The organism is Streptomyces sp. NPDC030840 (assembly GCF_055572015.1).
Genome location: NZ_JBVIEE010000002.1, coordinates 700,739 through 716,398, shown reverse-complemented (window position 1 = coordinate 716,398; position 15,660 = coordinate 700,739). Strand labels below are relative to the sequence as shown.

Below are 15,660 nucleotides of genomic sequence, written 5' to 3'. Positions count from 1 at the left end.
CATGCGAGCAACAGACCGCACCGACGTGGTGGACGCGTACTCCCGCCTGTTCCGGCTCGACGGCCGGAGGGCCGTCGTGGTGGGCGCGGGCAGCGGGATCGGCCGCGAGAGCGCCCTGGCTCTCGCCGCGCACGGCGCGACGGTGGTGTGCGCCGACCGTGACCTGACGGCGGCCGAGCAGTCGGCGTCGATGGGGCCGGGCCTTTCGGCGTACGCACTCGACGTGCTCGACGGCGAGTCGGTCGCGCGCGCCGCCGACGAGCTCGGACCGGTCGACGTGCTCGTCTTCACCGCCGCGACGAACGTGCGCAAGCCCCTGCTCGACTACACGGCGGAGGAGTTCGAGCGGGTGGTCGCGCTCAATCTGCGCGCGTCCTTCGACCTGGTGCGGGCGTTCGGCCGGGGCATGGCCGAACGCGGCAGGGGAAGCATCATCGGGTTCAGCTCGATCCGCGCGGTGTCCGTCGAGCCGGGACAGGGGGTGTACGCGGCCACGAAGGCCGGCCTCGTCCAGCTGCTGCGGACCGCGGCGGCCGAACTGGGCCCGTCGGGCGTGCGGGTGAACACCATCGCCCCGGGCGTCGTGGACACACCGCTGACCGCACAGATCAGGGCCGTGCCGGAGTGGTCGCAGGCCTATGCGGCCAAGAGCGCCCTGGGCCGCTGGTCCCGGCCGGACGAGTTGGTCGGCGCCGTCGTCTACCTCGCGTCCGACGCGTCGTCCTTCGTCACGGGGAGTCAGCTCTTCGTGGACGGAGGCTGGACGGCGATCGACGGACGTTACACGCCGCCCAACTGACCGGACGGCACCGAAAGCGGTCGAGGGCCGCCCCGCTGACCAGCGGAGCGGCCCTCGACCTGCCAACGGGGTCGGCGGGGCGAGTCAGTCGATGCGTTCGAAGGGTTCCTTGCCCTCTTCGTCGGGCGCGACCGTGAAGACGACCTTCTCGAACGCCCCGGAGAACGCGAACGCGCCGTCGTAGCCGGGCGAGGAGGGCGACAGGGTGTCCTTGCCGACGTCGAGTCCCTGCCACCCCAGGAAGTGCGGCAGGACCCGTGGGATGTCCCCGGTCCCGACCTGCCGTCCCGACACGTAGAGGTGGCCGACTCCCCGCATGTCACCGGTCTTGACGAACTCGAAGGTCAGTTCCGCCGGGCCGACCGGGAGTTCTTCCTCCGAGGTCACCGTGTACCGGGTGCCGAGGAAGTTGTACTCGTAGACCAGCCGGTTGTCCTTGACGTACAGGACGTATCCGCTGCTGATGTTGCCCAGGGACACCAGGACCCCCTCGTCCGACGCGGCGGCCCGGTCCACGAACGCGGTGATGCGGTGTGCGCGGTTCATCACCGGCGGCACCGCGGCGACGGGCAGATGGGCCATGCCGGGGTAGTAGGTGAAGGTGGTGCGGTCGCGCGGAGAGCCGGGACGCGGGATCTTCGCCCGGTAGGCGAAACCTTGGTCGTCCAGCGGCAGCACGTCGTACTTGCCCGCCTCCACCCAGAAGCGGGCGACCATCTTCTCCAGTTGCTCGGGCCGCTCCCGCGCCAGGTCGTGGCACTCCGAGAAGTCGGTGTCGTGGTGGTAGAGCTCCCACTGGTCCGCGTCGAAGGACGTTCCGCGCTGGTGGAAGGCGACGGCCTTCCAGCCGTCGTGCCAGATCGCGCGGTGCCCGAACATCTCGAAGTACTGGGACTCCTTGCGCGTCGGCGCGGCCGGCGAGCCGAAGGTGTAGGCCATGCTGACGCCGTGGATCGGCAGTTGGGGGATGCCGTTGTAGACCTCGGGGGCCTGCACGCCGAGCAGTTCGAAGAGCGTCGGGACGATGTCGTTGACGTGGTGGAACTGCTGCCTGACCTCGCCGGTGCGCGGCAGCCCACGGGGCCACCGCACGATGAGCGGGCAGCGGACACCGCCTTCGTGGGTGTTCTGCTTGTAGCGCTTGAACGGCGTGTTCCCCGCCTGTGCCCAGCCCCAGGGGTAGTTGGCGTGAGCGCGTGTGGTGCCGATGTCATCGATCCGGGCGACCATCTCGTCCAGGTCCTCGGGGATGCCGTTCTGGAACGCCGTCGGGTTGAGCGAACCCTTCTGCCCGCCTTCCTGACTGGCCCCGTTGTCCGAGAGCAGGATGGTGATGGTGTTCTCGCTCCGGCCCATCCGCTCCAGGAACTCCATGAGCCGGCCGATCTGGTGGTCGGTGTGGTCGAGCATCGCCGCGTAGGCCTCCTGGAGGCGTACGGACAGCTTCTTCTCGTCGTCCGACAGCTCGTCGAAGGGCAGGACCCCCGGGTTGCGCGGCGCCAGTTCGGTGCCCGGCGGCAGGATGCCCCGTTCGATCTGGCGGGCGTGCCGGGTGGCGCGCTCGGCGTCCCAGCCGTGGTCGAACCGGCCCCGGTACTTCTCCAGGTACTCCTGGGGAGCCTGGTGCGGGGCGTGCGCCGCGCCGAACGCCAGGTACAGGAAGAAGGGCTTGTCCGGTGTGACCGACGTCTGGTCCCGGACGAACCCGATCGCCCGGTCGACCAGGTCCTCGCTGAGGTGATAGCCCTCTTCCGGGCTCTTCGGCGGGTCAACGGCGTGGTTGTCGTAGAACAGTTCCGGATGGAAGCTGTCCGTCTCCGCTTCCAGGAAGCCGTAGTAGCGCTCGAACCCGCGGCCCAGCGGCCACTGGGTGTACGGCCCGGACGGGGTGGTCTGCTCCATCGGCGCCAGGTGCCACTTGCCCACGGCCATGGTGTTGAAGCCGCTGTCGCGCAGCACCTCGGGCAGTGTCGCGGCGGCCGTCGTGATCCGTCCGCGACCGCTGGGGAAGCCGGTGTCGAAGTTGGACAGCATGCGCATGCCAACAGAGTGGTGGTTCCGGCCGGTCAGCAGGCTGGCGCGGGTCGGTGAACACAGCGTCGTGGTGTGGAAGTTCGCGTAGCGGAGGCCGCCGTCGGCGAGGGCGTCCATGGCGGGGGTGTCTATGTCCGAGCCGAAGCACCCGAGGTCGGAGAAGCCGACGTCGTCGAGCACGATGACCACGACATTGGGCGTGTCGGCGGGAAGCGCCTGCTCGTCGGGCCACCACGGAGTCGACTCCTCGTAGGTCGTGCCGATCCTGCCTGGGAAGGCACCGCTCGCGGAGGGCCGGTGCGGAGAGGAGGTGGTCATCCAGGACGCTCCTTTGCATGGACGTTCGAAGCTGTGTGCCGTGGCGGCAGCGCGGTCCGCGCTCATCGCACCTGCTCGACGGCGCGGCGGTCGGGCGGGCGGTACCCCAAGGCTTGCCGCGGCCGCAGACTCCTGGAGGTCCAGAGGAAGATTCCAGTTAACTGGTCAAACCAGTAGCCTAGGTGTAGTTTTCCCCGCTCCTGTTGCGGTGTCAACCACAGCTGCCCCAAGCCCGCGCGGCGTCTCAAGCGGCGGTTCCCAGGCCCGAGTTACGCCGGCAGCGGTCGCCCGAGCGGTCCGTCAGTCCTGTCCGGGCAGGTCCGCCGCACAGCGGAACCCCATGTGGCCGGTGCTGCTGTCGGGGGTGTTGGAGGTGCGCGCGGCGACGCGGTAGCGGTTGCAGTACGACGCGTGGCACAGGTAGGAGCCGCCGCGGATCACCTTCGCGTGCCCCGTGGGAGGCCCGGCCGGGTCCTGGCGGGTCTCCGGGCGGTCGGCCGCGTGCCATGTGGTGCTCCACCAGTCGGAGCACCATTCCCACACGTTGCCCGATGCGTTGTACAGGCCGAAGTTGTTGGGCCGGTAGCTCTTGACCGGCGCGGTTCCCAGATACCCGTCCTCGCCTGTGTTGACCTGCGGGAACGTCCCCTGCCAGATGTTGCACCGGTGCTGCCCCCGGGGAAGGAGCTCATCGCCCCAGGGGAAGCGGGAGCCCGCCAGGCCGCCACGTGCCGCCATCTCCCACTCCGCCTCCGTGGGCAGGCGCTTGCCCGCCCACGCCGCGTAGGCGGACGCGTCGCGCCACGAGACGTGGACGACAGGGTGATTCGACAGGTCGGTCCATGACGAGCCGGGCCCGTAGGGAGCCGACCAGCAGGCCCCGTCCACCGGGAGCCACCAGGGTGCCTGCGCCACTGTGCCGTCGCGCACCAGATGCCGGGCTTCAGGGTGGACGAGCGCGTAGAACACGAAGGACCAGCCGTACCGCTCAGCGTCGCTCTCGTAGCCGCTGCTGCGGACGAAGGCCGCGAACTGCCTGTTGGTGACGGTGGTCGCGTCGATGAGGAACGGCGACAACCGCACCTCGCGGACCGGGCCCTCACCGTCCTCGGGGAACGCGTCGGGGTCCTCGCCTCCCATCAGGAACGCCCCTCCGGGAATGTGCAGCATGGCGCGCAGCCCCTGCGCCCGGTCCCGTTCGGGGGCCTGGAGCCGTGCGGTGGCCGGCTCGGGGGCCTCGCGGTCACCCCCTGGCGTGGGTGCGCAACAGGCGTCTGACATCGCTCCTCCGGCCACGGCTGGTGATCTCGGCCAACGACCCCACCGTACGCGGACGGGTCCGTGCCGCGGCAGGAGCGCACCCGCCCTTCAGGCGCCGCCTGTTGACATGCCCGGCAGCTTGGCAAAAATGAAGTCAGTTCAGTATCTGGAGTGGGGTGGTGGCCCGATGGGTGGCAGGGGAGTGGGCAGGGGCCGTTTCGCGGGGCGGGTCGCGCTCGTCACCGGCGCGGGCTCCGGCATCGGGGCGGCGGTCGCCCGCGGGCTGGCCGCGCAGGGCGCCGAGGCCGTCGTCGCGGCGGACATCAACGGGCCGGCGGCCGAAGCGGTGGCGAAAGAGCTGGTCGGAGGCCGCGCCGTGACGCTGGACGTGGCGGACGCCGGTCAGGTCGACCGGGCATTCGGCGAGGTGGTGCGGGAGTGTGGCCGGCTGGACGTGGTGGTGCACGCGGCCGGCGTCGACGACCCCACCGTGAAGCAGTGGCTGGCCGACGCGGTGCTCGGCGGACGACCGCCCGAAGTGACCACCCGCCTCGGCGACGAGGCGTGGCGACGGGTTCTGCGGATCAACCTGGACGGAACCTTCCACGTCCTGCGCGCCGCCCTGCGGGTGATGCGGCCGAACCGGTCGGGAGCCGTCGTCACCTTCGGCTCCTCCGCGGCCTTCGACGCGCTCACCGGGTATCCGCACTACGCGGCCTCCAAGGCCGGTGCGCAGGCGCTGAGTCAGTCCGTCGCCAAGGAGGCCATCGCGTTCGGTGTGCGCGTCAACACGGTGGCCCCCGGCCCGACCGAGACGGCCATGGCGGCCAAGACGCCCGAGGTGCTGCGCGAGGGCTTCACCGGCGCCCGCGTGCGCCCGTACGCCACGCCCGGGGAGATCGCCGACATCGCGCTGTTCCTGGCGAGTGACGAGGCGGCGAACCTCGTCGGCGCGGTGCTGCTCGCCAACGGCGGCCGGTTCACGGCGTAGCGAGCGACCCCGTGGGGTGCTGATCCGGCCGGCCCCACGGTGCGGCGTGAGTGGTTGACAGGGCGCCCCGGGCCCTGAGCGTCAAGTGAACTCAGTTCCATCCGAAGGGCGGGTTGGATGGCTGTCGGGAACGAGATCCAGTTCGAGTCCGGGAACCCCTCCTCACCGCCGGACCGCCGTCGCGGTGGCCCGGTGCGGTCGAGGGCGTGGCAGGCGCGGCGGCTGCTCCGTCCCCCCGCGCGGGCGTACGGTGGTGGTCGCGCGGGCGGGGCCGCCCTTCCTGGTCCGCCGCGGGGCGTGCCATGGCCTGTCCGGGGCCGGCCGAATTCGTAACCGAGTTCAAGTAGGTCTACCCTCGGACAACCGATCGGTGGCAGGAGCCGGTCGCGGAGCGCAGGGAGAGGCAATGGCGAGGGCGCGCATCGTGGATCCGGACGAGGGGCCCAGGTCCAAGCGGGCGGCCATTCTGGAGGCCGCGGTGGAGTACTTCGGCGAGACCGGATACGAGACCACCAAGTGGTCGGACGTGGCCGACCGGGTCGGTATCGGGCAGACCGCGCTCTACCACTACTTCGAGTCCAAGGCGCACTGCCTGCTCACCATCATGCGGCTGGAACTGCAGCGCTCCCACGACATGTTCACCGAGGCGACGGCCGATGAGCCGGACCCCGTCGAGGCGCTCAGGGCCGGGGTCCGCTCCGCCTTCGCGGTGTCGGAGCGGGAGATCCGGCAGATGCGCGTACTTCAGGCCAACATGTCGCTGCTCGCCACGCCGCGGAAGTCCAAGCGCGAGGAGGCCGAGCGGATCGCCGCGCGGCAGCTGGTGCAGATGGTGGAGCGGGACTGGACGAACCTGCTGGTGCGCGGCATGGCGAAGGGCGTGTTCCCCGTGCGGGACGCGCACATGCTCGGGCTGGCCGTGCTCGGCATGATCGTCAGCGTGTGGCGGTGGTACCGCCCGAGCGGGGCGATCCCGCTGCCGGAGATCAGCGATCTGATCGAGGGATGCGTGGTGCGCATGGTCGGGGAGTAGCGCCCCCGGCCCGGGTTCGCTCCGCCTCTTGTGGGGGCGGGGTGCCCGCACTATCCTCGAATTGAACTGAATTCAGGTTAAAGGCACCGTGAGCTGGGAGACGTATGACGACCCGTTTCGACCGAGGACAGTGGGCGCGGAGCGGAGCCCAGACCGTACGGCCCGGGGTGCACCGTGTACCCCTCCCACTGCCGGAGGACGGGCTGCGCGCCGTCAACGTGTACGTGCTGGAAGAGGACGACGGCCTGGTCCTGATCGACGGCGGCTGGTCGATCCCCGAGTCCCGCAAGGCGCTGGAGGACGCCCTCGCGGGCCTCGGCCACGACCTCGCCGAGATCACCCACGTCCTGGTCACCCACATCCACCGCGACCACTACACCCAGGCCGTGGAACTGCGCCGCCTGCTCGGCTCCCGGGTCTACCTCGGCTCCGGCGAGCGGCGCGGCCTGGAACTGCTCGGCGAGCTCCGCACCGACCAGCCCGTGGGTTCGCTGCGCACGCTGCGCCTGGCGGGCGCCCACGAACTGGCCGACCGTATCGAGGCGATGGACCACGGCGGCTTCGACCCCGCCGTGTGGGAGGCGCCCGACCGCTGGCTGGAGGCGGGGGAACTGCGGTTCGGGGCCCGCACGCTGCGCGTCGTACCGACACCCGGCCACACCAAGGGCCACGTGGTCTACCTGGACGAGGCCCGGGGGCTGCTGTTCTCCGGGGACCACGTCCTGCCGCACATCACCCCGTCCATCGGCTTCGAACTCGGTGACGGCCCCGGGCTGCCCCTGGGCGACTACCTCGCCTCGCTCCGGCTCATGACCACGCTCGCCGACGCCACTCTGCTGCCCGCGCACGGTCCCGTCGGGGACAGCGTCCACCGCAGGGCCGCGGAGCTGCTGGCCCACCACGACGACCGGCTCGACGAGACGCTCGCCGTCCTCGGCGGGCGCACCACCGACGCCCACACCGTGGCCCGGGAACTCGGCTGGACCAGGCGCAAAGTGGCCTTCGAGGACCTGAACCCCTTCAACCAGATGCTGGCCGTCAACGAGACGGCGGCACACCTGGACGTCCTCGTGGCCCGGGGCCTGGCCGGCCGTACCTCCGTGGACGGAGTGCACCGGTACGCGCGGTGCGCCGACGGCGACAGGTCGGTCGCGGTGCCGGCGTAGGCCGGACGGCGGCTCAGCGCGCCGTCCAGCCTCCGTCGACGTAGAGCTCCGAGCCGGTCATGAAGCCCGCGTCGTCCGAGGCGAGGAACGCCACGGCCGCCGCCACCTCCTCGGTCGTGCCCAGCCGGCCGAGCGGGGTGCCCTCGATCATCGCGGCCAGCCGCGGCGTCCCCTTCCACAACTCCCGGGACAGGGGCGTCTCGATGAAACCGGGATGCAGCGAGTTGACCCGCACACCGCGCCTGGCCCAGTGCAGCGCCGCGTTCTTGGTCATCAGCCGTACGGCGCCCTTGGCCGCGTGGTACGAGAACTGGGCGCCGAAGCCGCCGACCGTACCGAAGATCGAGGCGACGTTGACGACGGAGCCGCCGCCGGAACGCTCGATGGCCGCGCCGCCGTGCTTCATACCGAGCCACACGCCGGTCTGCGTCACCCCGATGACCCGGTCCCAGGTCTCCTGGGTCTCGGTCTCCACCGTGTTCATCGTGGCGATCCCCGCGTTGTTGACCAGCACCTGCAGACCGCCGAGACGGTCGGTCACCTCGGCGACGAGCGTCTCCCAGGCCGTCTCGTCGGTGACGTCCAGACGCAGTCCGAGGGCATCGCCCGGCAGTTCCCCGGCGAGCTTCTCGCACCGCTCCGCATCGAGGTCGGTGACCACGACGGCCGCGCCCTCGTCCGCCAGCCGCCGCACGATCGCCTCGCCGATTCCTCCGGTGGCACCGGTCACGAGGGCCACCTTTCCCGAGAGCCGGGATTCCCTCACCACTCCTCACATCCCTTCCCAGGTGTGCCGGACGTCGACGCTCCGGTCACGCACGTTCACGCCCTGATCCCGCGCCACGCCGGCGCGCCGCCGTCGATGACGTACGAGGCGCCGGTGTTGAAGGCCGCGTCGTCGGAGGCCAGGAAGCGGGCGAGCCCGGCCATCTCCACCGCGTGGGCCACCATGGTCTCGATGCCGTGGCGGTCGCGCGGGTCGCACACGATCGCCTCGGCGTCGGTCACGAGGACCGTCCTGCCGTCCAGTGAGCCGATGCGCATGCCCGTCCTCAGCCCCCTTCACAGCTTCTCGAAGATGTCGGAACCCGCGACCGACATGGCCACGAAGACGCCCACCGACGTCACCAGCGTCATCACGAGCGCGATGGCCGCGACCAGCGGATAGGAGCCGTTGGACCAGTAGTCGAACAGGATGGTGCCCATGACCTGCGTCGTGGGCGCCCGCACCAGCAGCGAGGCGGTGAACTCGTGGGTGAGGAGCACGAACATCAGCGCACCGGCACCCGCGAGCGTGGGACGCAGCAGCGGCAGCACGATCTCGGTGGTGGTCCGCAGCGCGCCCGCCCCGCTGGTCCGCGACGCCTCCAGGTAGGTGTCGCCGAGCGCCACCATTCCGGACAGCTGCATCCTGGTGGCGAAGGGCAGCATCAGGGTCACGTAGACCAGGACGATCACCGTTCGGGTGCCGTACAGGATGAACGGCTCGCGGCTGTACGTCAGCAGGAAGCCGGCGCCGAAGACCACCGCGGGGATCCCGAGGGGCATCGCCACGATGAAGTCGACCGCGGCCCGGATGACGCGGAACCGGCGCCCCTTGAGCAGCAGAGAGGCGGCGACGAAGCCGAGGGGGAGCGCGATGGCCACGGAGATGACCGACGTGGTCAGGCTGTTGACGATCGCGTCGGTGATCCCGGACTCCTGGAACACGCGCCGGAAGTTGCCCAGCGTGAACCCGCTCGGTTCGATCTTCCCGCTCCAGAAGGCCGACAGCGACACCACCGTGAGCGCGCCCAGCGGCAGTGCGAGCGCCACCAGGCCGTAGAGGACGATGCCGGTGACCGCCACCCAGGACGGCCGCCCACCGGACCGGAAGGCCTTGCCGCCGTGGGTGACGAAGCGGCTGTGGTCGCCGAGGATCACCTTCTGGAAGAGGACGACGGCGATACCGAAGACAAGCAGCGGTGAGCCGATCGCGGCGGCTCTGCCGTAGTCGACCGGGCTCTGCGAGACCGCGACGTACATGTCGGTGGTGAGAACGTCGATGCCGTTGTTCCTGCCGAGCAGCAGCGGGCCCGTGAACTGGCCGAGTCCCAGCATCAGCGCGACGAAACCGCCGTACACCAGGGTCGGGCGCAGCAGCGGCAGCGTCACCCGGAAGAACACCCCGGCGGCCGACGAGCCGTTGACCTGTGCCGCCTCGATCAGCTCCGCGTTGATGTTGCCGAAGCCGGCGCTGACGAACAGGTAGACGAACGCGGTCAGGCCGAAGCCGGTGATCAGCACGATCCACGGCAGCGTGTAGATGTCGACGGGACCCTCGTCGAGATGGTTCCACCAGGGCAGGTGACGCAGAGCCGCGTTGAGGTAGCCGGGTCGGGGCGAGAACAGGAACGCCCAGCCGGTCACCGCCGCGACGGCCGGGACCACGATGGGCAGGATGGGCAGGACCCGCAGCAGCCGCAACCGGGGCGGCAGGCGGGTCGCCGCCCACGCCAGGAACGTGCCGAGGACGAGCGCGATGGCCAGGGAACCCAGGGCGAGACCGGCCGTCGTCCACAGCGTCTTCGCCAGGTCCGGGTCGTCGAAGGCGGCGCTGTAGCCACGGGCGCCGTCCTCGAAGGCCAGCCGTTGCAGGCCTACCAGCGGCGCGACCACCAGGTAGCCGATGCCGGCCAGGAAGAGGAGTGCGCCGAGGCGCGGCAGGTGGCGTCGCACTCGGGCCGTCGTGGTCGGGCGGGGCGAGGCCGGGGGCGGCGGTGCCGTCGTGGGGGAGGGGGCGGGTACGGCGGGTGCGGCCATGACGTCACGCCTCCACCGCGGCGGCGGGGGCGTTCGCGGCTGCGCGGACCCCGTCGGCGTCGTAGTAGAGGGCCCCGTCCCTGGCGAACCACGCGGTCACCAGCTGTCCGCGCGACAGTTCCCGGGCCCAGGGCCTGCCGGTCAGGGACGCCCGGGCGTGCAGGCGGGCGTCCCCGATCGCGACGACCACGTCCATGTGGCGCCCGCCGAACTGCGCGTCGACGACCTCTGCCGCGAGCCCGACTCCGTGGGCCGGCGGTTTCTCCTCGGCCGGACAGAGCTCGAGGTCGTCGGGGCGCAGCCGGGCGGTGATCTCGCCGTAGGAGCGGGGCACCGGGAGTTCGCCCACCACGGCCCAACCCGCCGGACCCGTCTGGCCGCCGGCGCCCGGTGCGCCCGCGAGGGACCACCCCTCGCCCTCACGCCGCAGCGGCAACCGGTTGGACATGCCGATGAACCCGGCGACGTACTCGGTGGCCGGTTCCTCGAAGACGCGCTCGGGTGAGTCGAGTTGCTCGATCCGTCCCGCCTTCATGATCGCCAGGCGGTCGCCGAGCGCCAGCGCCTCGCTCTGGTCGTGCGTGACGAACACGGCGGTGAAGCCCAGCCGTGCGTGCAGCTCGTGGAGCTGTGCGCGGACCTGGTCGCGCAGCCGGGCGTCGAGGTTGCTCAGCGGCTCGTCGAAGAGCACCAGGTCGGGCTGGGCGGCCAGGCCGCGGGCCAGGGCGACCCGCTGCTGCTGGCCACCGCTGAGCTGTGCCGGATACCGGTCGAGCAGGGCGGCGCAGTCGACGAGCTCCGCCGCCTCCTCGATCCGCCGGCGCGCCTGGTCACGGGCCACCCGCCGGGTTCTGAGCGGGTATCCGATGTTGCGGCGCACCGTCATGTGCGGCCACAGCGCGTACGACTGGAACACCATCCCGATGTTCCGCCTGTTCGGAGGGAAGTCGACCTTCCCGCGTACGTCCAGCACGGTCTGGTCGCCCAGCGAGATGTGTCCCTCGTCGGGCGTCTCCAGACCGGCCAGACAGCGCAGGGTGGTGGTCTTCCCACAGCCGCTCGGCCCGAGCAGGACAACGAACTCGCCCGGCTCGATCTCCAGTGACAGGTCGTCCACGGCGACCGCGGGCGGCTTGCCGGCGAACCTCTTTGTCAGACCCTCGATCCGCACGTGGGACACGGGGACTCCTTACATCCGGGATCAGGTGAGTGGGCACCCGAAACCCGCTCCCGCACCCGTCGGCGCGGGTGCGGGAGCGGAGGCGGGGGCGCGGGTGCGGGCGCCCCCGCCGCTGTGGCATCGGTTCCAGCAGATGCCGTCCACCGCCCCTACTGGAAGAGGGACTTCCACTTCTTCTGGTACGCGGCCACGGCGTCCGGTGTGAGCTTGGCCGGATCCTGCACCCGCACCTTGTCGTTGGTGATCACTGTCCCGGGGACCTTGGGCAGCACCGAGCCGGCCGACGGGGTGATCAGCTGCTGTCCCTTGGCGGTCACCATGAAGTTGGCGAACAGCTGGCCGGCGTTCGGGTGCGGGGCGGTGCTGAGCACCATGCCGTAGTAGCGGGCACCCCACGCGCCGTCCGGCGGCATGCGGTAGTCGACCGGCGCGCCCTTCTTCTTGGCGGGGTCGAGCGCGATCGGCGCCACGAAGCTGCCGGCGGCGATCTCGCCGGACTGCAGCGCCTCACCCATCGGCAGGGCGCTGGGGTAGATGCGCGGCTTCTGGGCGGCCAGCTTCTTCACGAAGTCGGCGCCGTACTTCTCCTCCAGCCACAGGTAGAAGTCGACGATCGAGGGCGCCGTCGGCTCGATGACGCCGATCTTCCCGCCGGCGAGCTTCGGGTCCAGCAGGTCCGTGTAGTCGGTCATGCCCTCGGGGTAGAGCTTGGTGTTCCAACCGAAGGTGAGGACCGCGGAGTTGGTCTCGAAGTAGTTGCCCTTGTGGACGTACTCCTTGGTGTCGTAGTCACCCTTGCCGGTCAGTTCGGGGCCGGTCGGCGCGAGGAACCGCCCGGCCTTGGCCTGCGGCTGCACCCAGGACAGGCTCGCGCTCACGTACATGTCGGCGATGCCCTTGCCGGAGTTGAACTCCGTCTCGACCTTCACCCCCAGGTCACCGTCGACACCGCGGACGGTCTTGACGTCGATCCCCGGGTACTTGGCCTCGAAGGCCTTCGCGAGATTGTTGAGGGCGGTCAGGTCCTGGGCCGAGTAGACGGTGACCTGACCTTCCTTCTTCGCCGCGGCGACCAGTTGGTCCATGCCCGCCGACGCGGGGACGACCTTGGACTCGGCGTTGTTGTCGTTGCCGCCGCCACACGCGGCGAGCAGCAGTGAGGTGATCGACAGCAGGATGAGCAGTGCCCCGCGCCGTCGCGGATCGGATCTCATTCTCGGCTCCCTTGCCTGAACCCGGCTCCCGCCCGAACCGGCTCACACCAGCGCGGACGCGCGCTCGGCGGTTGGCCGGATGGCCAAGATGGGAGGGAAATTACCAAACTGAACTAAGTTAGGCAATAGAATGCGCAGGCCTTGCGGCGGCGGTGGCGGGGCGGGGTGACCGTGCTCGATCGGGTGCTCCCGCAGGAGTGGGACGCGGGCGCTTTGCGAGGGTGAAAGGGGCATCTCGGATGCGCCTCAGGGGGGCACGGTGCCGTCTTGGGGTATTTCTCCCGTACTGGCCGCGTAGGCGTCGGCCGGTGGCCGGTCCGGCGCGGGCGTGAGGGAGCGGGGTCCTGCGGTCGGCTCGCCGCAGCGACTGAACTCATGTCAGTTCAGTGCCGATGGTGGGTGGCGTCGACGGGGTTCTCACGATGCGGGAGGTCGTCGATCCGCACAAGTGTCTTGCCCGTGTTGTCGCCCCGAAGCAGTGCCGCCAGCGCCGCCGGCGCCTGCGCCAGCCCGTCGACGACCGTTTCACGGCAGTCGAGTCGGCCCTCCCGGAGCCATGCGCCGACCCGCTGTCTCATCTCGGGCAGCAGGTGGGTGTGGTCGCTGCCTCGGAAGCCGCGAATCGTCAGGCCCTTCGTCACCGCCAGCATGAGGTTTCCAGGACCGTGCGGCGGTGCATCCGCCGCGTACTCCGAGATCATGCCGCAGATCGCGACGCGGCCCCCCCTCCGCAGCGCCCCGATGGCGGCCTGGAGGTGGTCGCCCCCGACGTTGTCGAAGTACACGTCGATGCCGTCCGGAGCCGCCTCGCGCAGGAGGTCGGGCAGAGGGCCGCACTTGTAGTTGAACGCGGCGTCCAGGCCGAGTTCCTCCCGGAGGTGGCGCACCTTCTCGTCGGAGCCCGCGCTGCCGATGACGCGATGCCCCCGGATCTTCGCCATCTGCGCGACGAGGCTGCCGACGGCGCCGGCCGCGGCGGAGACCCAGACCACGTCTCCGTCGCGCAGGCCCGCGACATGGAAGAGACCGGCGTAGGCGGTGAGCCCATTGGCGCCGAGTGCGCCGAGATGGGCCTGTGGGGGTGCGACGCGCAGGTCGAGCCTGGTGAGCGTGCCGACACCGCCGAGTGCCCGCGTCCCGGCCTCGACGACCGCGTAGTCGCGCCAGCCGGAGGCGTGCCAGACCGTGTCGCCGGGGGCGAACCCGTCGGCGCGGGACTCCAGGACCTCCCCGACGGTCATGATCCCGTCCATCGGCTCGTCCAGGGGGAAGGCCGGGAAGTATCCCGGCGGCGCCTCCTCGCGGAGCCGCAGCCGGAGAGCGGCGTCGACGGACGTCCACGTGTTCCTGACCAGTACCTCGCCCGGCCGCGGCTCCCGGACCCCGGCCTCGACGACGCGGAAGTCCGACGGCCGGACCTCGCCGCGGGGATACGCGACCGGCCGGACCTCGCGGCCGATCACAGCAGCGCCTCCCCTTGGCGCGTGGCTCCCGTGGTTCTCGCGGCGCGGACCGTGGCGGTCCCCGCGGCGGTGAGCCCGAACACGAGGGCCGACGCGATGCCACCGGCGTAGGCCCGGTACCACAGGCCTCCGGTGTCCGAGCCCGCCGCGAGGAGCCCCTCCACGGGCCGCCCGTCCTCTCCCAGGACCCGCGCGTGGTCGTCGATGCGGATTCCGTGGAACGGGAAGGTGATGGCCGGCACCGTCTCGATGACGTAGTAGGGCGGCTCGTCGAGTGGCAACCGGTCGAGCCGGCGGCCCGGCACCGGTTCCTCGCCCGCCGCGGTCCGGGCGTTGAACCGCTCGACGGCCGCGCGGACGGCCGGCCCGTCGTGACCCCACTCCTCGGGAAGGCAGTCCAGCTCGTCGAGGCTCTCGGCGAAGCCGACCCGTCCGCCACGCTTGGCGGCGAGCGCGAACTTGTCGACGGCGACCGCGCCTTCGACGTACGAACCCACCACCCAGTCGCGGAAGACACGGGCGTCGGCGATGAGGAGCCCCCGGTTCTCGGGCTGTTCCATCAGTGCCATCGTCGTGAGGTGGTCACCCAGCGTCTCGTCGGTGAACCGCTCGCCCGCCAGGTTGAACAGCAACGCGTGCTCGCTGTAGTAGAGCGACAGGTCGACGAAGTCCGACGGGTCCGCGAACGGGACGCCGCTCGGGATCAGATGCCCGTAGAAGCCGGCCGCGTCCGCCCCGGTCGCTGCCCCGGCGGCGGTCGCCAGGCGGTAACCGGCGCCACGGCTGTGGGGGTTGGAGCGCAGCTCCATGCGGTCGGCGTGGGGGTGGACGAGCTTGCCGCGGAGCTCCGTGTCGCCCTGGAAGCCGCCCGTGGCGAGGAGCGTCGAGGTGGCGCGCACCTTCTGCCGTGCGCCGTCGCCCGTCACGAGTTCCGCTCCGGTCACCGCCCCGTCCTCCAGCATGAGCCGCGCGGTGCCGGTGGTGAGCAGCAGCGTGCCACCCGCGTCGACGATGACGCGACGGCATGTGTCGACATAGTGATTCGTGTCGAACTGGTGCCCCCGGCCGAAACTCAGGATGGGCTGGGCGTCCTTGACCTCGACTCCCGTGCTCCTTATCCAGGCGATGCCCTCCTCGAACCGGTCCACGAGGGCGCGCTTGAGCGAGGTGTCTCCGCGCGGATTGTGCCGCTCCATCACCTCGTGACTCGGCGCGGTCCAGGCGTAGCCGGCATAGCGCGCGGATCCCCCGACGTCGTCGCCGATCTCGACAACCACGACGGACAAGCCGTCGCGTACGGCTCTCGCGGCCGCGGTCAGACCGGCCATCCCCGCGCCGATGACGAGCAGGTCGGCCCCTTGGTGATCCGGCATGCGCACTCACCCCACCTTGACGTCGAT

13 protein-coding genes are annotated in these 15,660 nt (G+C 70.8%); 4 read left to right on the top strand and 9 right to left on the bottom strand.

From position 1 onward, the window contains the following. The first annotated feature begins 1 nt into the window (after nt 1). On the top strand, nt 2-799 hold the full coding sequence (locus ACZ49J_RS07225) for an SDR family NAD(P)-dependent oxidoreductase (RefSeq protein WP_467452257.1): 798 nt from the start codon (nt 2-4) through the stop codon (nt 797-799). Between the two features lie 84 nt (nt 800-883). Here the strand turns inward: ACZ49J_RS07225 and ACZ49J_RS07220 are convergent, their stop codons facing one another. Then, on the bottom strand, nt 884-3,151 hold the full coding sequence (locus ACZ49J_RS07220) for an arylsulfatase (protein ID WP_467452256.1): 2,268 nt from the start codon (nt 3,149-3,151) through the stop codon (nt 884-886). Between the two features lie 300 nt (nt 3,152-3,451). Then, nucleotides 3,452-4,432 (bottom strand): formylglycine-generating enzyme family protein, encoded by a 981-nt coding sequence (locus ACZ49J_RS07215; RefSeq protein ID WP_467452255.1) that lies wholly within the window; start codon nt 4,430-4,432, stop codon nt 3,452-3,454. 127 nt (nt 4,433-4,559) lie between these two features. Between ACZ49J_RS07215 and ACZ49J_RS07210 the strand changes: the two genes are divergently transcribed. From ACZ49J_RS07210 to ACZ49J_RS07200, 3 genes are all read left to right on the top strand, one after another. Continuing rightward, on the top strand, nt 4,560-5,402 hold the full coding sequence (locus tag ACZ49J_RS07210; RefSeq protein ID WP_467452254.1) for an SDR family NAD(P)-dependent oxidoreductase: 843 nt from the start codon (nt 4,560-4,562) through the stop codon (nt 5,400-5,402). 406 nt (nt 5,403-5,808) lie between these two features. Then, nucleotides 5,809-6,435, top strand: coding sequence for a TetR/AcrR family transcriptional regulator (locus tag ACZ49J_RS07205; protein ID WP_467452253.1), 627 nt, complete (start codon nt 5,809-5,811; stop codon nt 6,433-6,435). Nucleotides 6,436-6,539: 104 nt separating this feature from the next. Further along, the gene (locus ACZ49J_RS07200) at nt 6,540-7,601 is read left to right on the top strand and encodes an MBL fold metallo-hydrolase (protein ID WP_467452252.1); all 1,062 of its coding nucleotides are present in this window, start codon (nt 6,540-6,542) and stop codon (nt 7,599-7,601) included. A 13-nt stretch (nt 7,602-7,614) separates the two neighbouring features. On the opposite strand, the gene ACZ49J_RS07195 is transcribed toward ACZ49J_RS07200, so the two are convergent. The 7 genes from ACZ49J_RS07195 to ACZ49J_RS07165 all read right to left on the bottom strand — a co-directional run bounded on the left by ACZ49J_RS07195 (nt 7,615) and on the right by ACZ49J_RS07165 (nt 15,633). Next, nucleotides 7,615-8,367: an SDR family NAD(P)-dependent oxidoreductase gene (locus ACZ49J_RS07195; RefSeq protein WP_467452251.1), complete on the bottom strand. Its 753-nt coding sequence runs from the start codon at nt 8,365-8,367 to the stop codon at nt 7,615-7,617. A 56-nt stretch (nt 8,368-8,423) separates the two neighbouring features. After that, entirely contained in the window at nt 8,424-8,645 is a 222-nt protein-coding gene (locus tag ACZ49J_RS07190) for a hypothetical protein (protein WP_467452250.1), read from the bottom strand. Between the two features lie 18 nt (nt 8,646-8,663). Further along, the gene (locus ACZ49J_RS07185; protein WP_467452249.1) at nt 8,664-10,403 is read right to left on the bottom strand and encodes an ABC transporter permease; all 1,740 of its coding nucleotides are present in this window, start codon (nt 10,401-10,403) and stop codon (nt 8,664-8,666) included. Nucleotides 10,404-10,407: 4 nt separating this feature from the next. Continuing rightward, nucleotides 10,408-11,583, bottom strand: coding sequence for an ABC transporter ATP-binding protein (locus ACZ49J_RS07180; protein ID WP_467452247.1), 1,176 nt, complete (start codon nt 11,581-11,583; stop codon nt 10,408-10,410). Between the two features lie 149 nt (nt 11,584-11,732). Next, nucleotides 11,733-12,797, bottom strand: a complete 1,065-nt coding sequence (locus ACZ49J_RS07175) for an extracellular solute-binding protein (RefSeq protein ID WP_467452246.1) — start codon at nt 12,795-12,797, stop codon at nt 11,733-11,735. Nucleotides 12,798-13,180: 383 nt separating this feature from the next. Next, a complete protein-coding gene (locus ACZ49J_RS07170; RefSeq protein WP_467452245.1) occupies nt 13,181-14,260 on the bottom strand; it encodes an NADP-dependent oxidoreductase in 1,080 nt (359 codons plus the stop codon). Beyond that, nucleotides 14,257-15,633: an FAD-dependent oxidoreductase gene (locus ACZ49J_RS07165; RefSeq protein ID WP_467452244.1), complete on the bottom strand. Its 1,377-nt coding sequence runs from the start codon at nt 15,631-15,633 to the stop codon at nt 14,257-14,259. Before ACZ49J_RS07165 ends, ACZ49J_RS07170 begins: the two co-directional genes overlap by 4 nt. Nucleotides 15,634-15,660 lie beyond the last annotated feature (27 nt).